The following is a 1,993-nucleotide window of genomic DNA, read 5'->3' as shown; positions in this document are numbered from 1 at the left end:
GGCGTGGTGTAGGGTTCGAGGCGGAGCGAGGCATTGGCCAGAAGCCCGATCTTGGCCGTCGGCGCCTGCTGTAATTCGCCGTTCGGGCCGCGATGGACGTTGTATTGCCAGACGGTGAGATCTCCCTTCTGCGACAGCGCTCGCGCGACGGCGCTCGCATCATTGCCTCCGAGCGCCTGAAGCTCCTCGTGCGACAATCCGACGATGATCTCATCCTTGATGGTGACGATCTTGAACAGGTTCATCTTGGTCTCCTGCGCCCAGGCGCCTGGTATCGAGAGGGTGAGAAGCGCGACTGCGGCGCCCTTGATAAGATCGCAGCGAGAAAGCATGTCGTCGTCCTTTGGTGCTGAGGCGCGTCCGAAATCGAAGAGTTTCCAGCCATGGCGCCCAAATCTGCGTGGCCGTGCCGCAACGGCTTGGTCGTTCGATCGTGGACGATGGTTCAGCGGTCGCTTCCGGATCGACGGATTTTGCCGCGCGTCATGCAGCAGCCGCGACGGGGCTCAACAATTACGTGTATATTGCCAAGGATCGCCAATCCATGCCGCCAATGTGCATTCACATCGGAAACATGGCGAAACACTGTGCCGATCGAGAGCGTTCAGGAGCCGTGTGGGCGAATGATGCCGCTTCTTGACGCAGGTGGGTGACGGCGCTCGATATTCCTGTTATCCGGAATCGCCGGGGCAGGATGCAGGTCGAGCATCGCTACATCCCACGGTTGGGCTTGTCGGAAGGGTTGTTCCTTGTCATAGTTGCAACCAAATGGAGCTGTGGTTTGGATGTGGTAAGCATGCAACCCGGCGGCCCTGGCCGAGAGTTCGTCGCGATAGGTTTCGTTTGCGGCGTTCGGTTCTGAGTGACGAAGGCCAATGCTTGTCATAGGTGCGAGATGAAGAACCTCGATTTCGCGGCTGAGCTACATCTGAAGCTCGGCGTGCCTGCAAGCAGCACTGTCGAAAGCCTGCGCCTGCTCCGTGCCTTCCTGAAGCTTGCGCCTCGACAGCGTTACGAAGTGATCAAGCTGGTCGAAGACCTCGCCACCGAAGTAGCTCTTCCGGAGCGCCCCCTGTCCTGAGTCCGGCAGCGTACCGGGCCTGATGCCCTCTATATCTCTTGGCAGCCCCTCCGACCGCGCTCACCTGACGCTGGCCGCTGGATGGCGGTAATGCAAGTGTGCTACTCAGGTAGGAAATGGGAGGAATGCGACATGATCGAACCGAAGATCGAAGTTCCGGCGGAACTGCGCGACTTGGCCGAGAAGACCATCGACCAGGCTGAGAAGGCATTTGGCATGTTCTTTGACGCCGCCACCAAGTCGATGTCGTCCGTTCCCGGCGCGGGGGCCGAGGTGTCGAAGCAGGCGCTGGCTTTCACAGAACAGAACATGAAGACTGCCTTCGAGCATGCGCGCAAACTGGTGCATGCCACCGACATCCAGGAAGCGATGCGAATCCAGTCTGATTTTCTGCGCAGTCAGTTCACGAGCGCTGGAGATCACATGCGTCAGATGACCGGCAGTCTCATGCAGCCGGGCAAGGGCAAGTCCTGATTCAGGGCCAGTTGCCCATAAATTGAACTTGCGCGGCGTGCAGATCCGAACTTCGATGCTTGCGCAGATCCATGATGGGCCACCGAACGAGTTCATTCGCCGTCCGTCATCTCTTCTGCTGATCCCTGTCGGTCCTCCGGCAGGGATTTGCATTTGTGCCAGGTGATGGACGCCGCGCCGGCTTTAAATCATTGCTTGAGCATGTTCTTTCGGAAAACCGCTAAACACGTTTCCGGATCACGCCTTGGATCAGCGCAGCGATGCGATATAGGCGGCGATGTCGCCGGCTTCGGTCCGGCTCAGCGGAAAATTGGGCATCTTTGGATGCGGATCGAGCAGGAAGTACGCAAGCCTCTCCGGACTGAAATCGGGCTTGCGTGCCACCGAGGCAAAGGAGGGGACGTCAACGCTCGCCTGGGACTGGCCGTTCACAACGGC

3 protein-coding genes and 1 pseudogene are annotated in these 1,993 nt (G+C 59.1%); 2 read left to right on the top strand and 2 right to left on the bottom strand.

Features of this window, described 5'->3' with window-relative positions:
• Positions 1–332, bottom strand: a 332-nt coding sequence (locus JHD07_RS31720; protein WP_291629320.1) for a hypothetical protein, incomplete at its 3' end; no start/stop codon positions are given.
• A 563-nt stretch (positions 333–895) separates the two neighbouring features.
• Between JHD07_RS31720 and JHD07_RS31715 the strand changes: the two genes are divergently transcribed.
• Complete coding sequence (locus tag JHD07_RS31715) at positions 896–1,081, top strand: hypothetical protein (protein ID WP_291629318.1); 186 nt, start codon at positions 896–898, stop codon at positions 1,079–1,081.
• A gap of 132 nt (positions 1,082–1,213) precedes the next feature.
• A complete protein-coding gene (locus JHD07_RS31710) occupies positions 1,214–1,555 on the top strand; it encodes a phasin (RefSeq protein ID WP_291629316.1) in 342 nt (113 codons plus the stop codon).
• A 249-nt stretch (positions 1,556–1,804) separates the two neighbouring features.
• Here JHD07_RS31710 and JHD07_RS31705 read toward each other — a convergent pair.
• Positions 1,805–1,993, bottom strand: a pseudogene (locus JHD07_RS31705) (cytochrome c); the annotation flags it as partial.

Source organism: Bradyrhizobium sp. (assembly GCF_016462955.1).
Taxonomy (GTDB): Bacteria; Pseudomonadota; Alphaproteobacteria; order Rhizobiales; family Xanthobacteraceae; genus Bradyrhizobium.
This window is presented reverse-complemented; position numbering and strand designations above follow the sequence as displayed.

Bases quoted from the DNA above. Each gene is read 5' to 3' on its own strand.
- JHD07_RS31710 (WP_291629316.1), top strand. From the start codon at position 1,214: ATGATCGAACCGAAGATCGAAGTTCCGGCGGAACTGCGCGACTTGGCC.
- JHD07_RS31715 (WP_291629318.1), top strand. From the start codon at position 896: ATGAAGAACCTCGATTTCGCGGCTGAGCTACATCTGAAGCTCGGCGTG.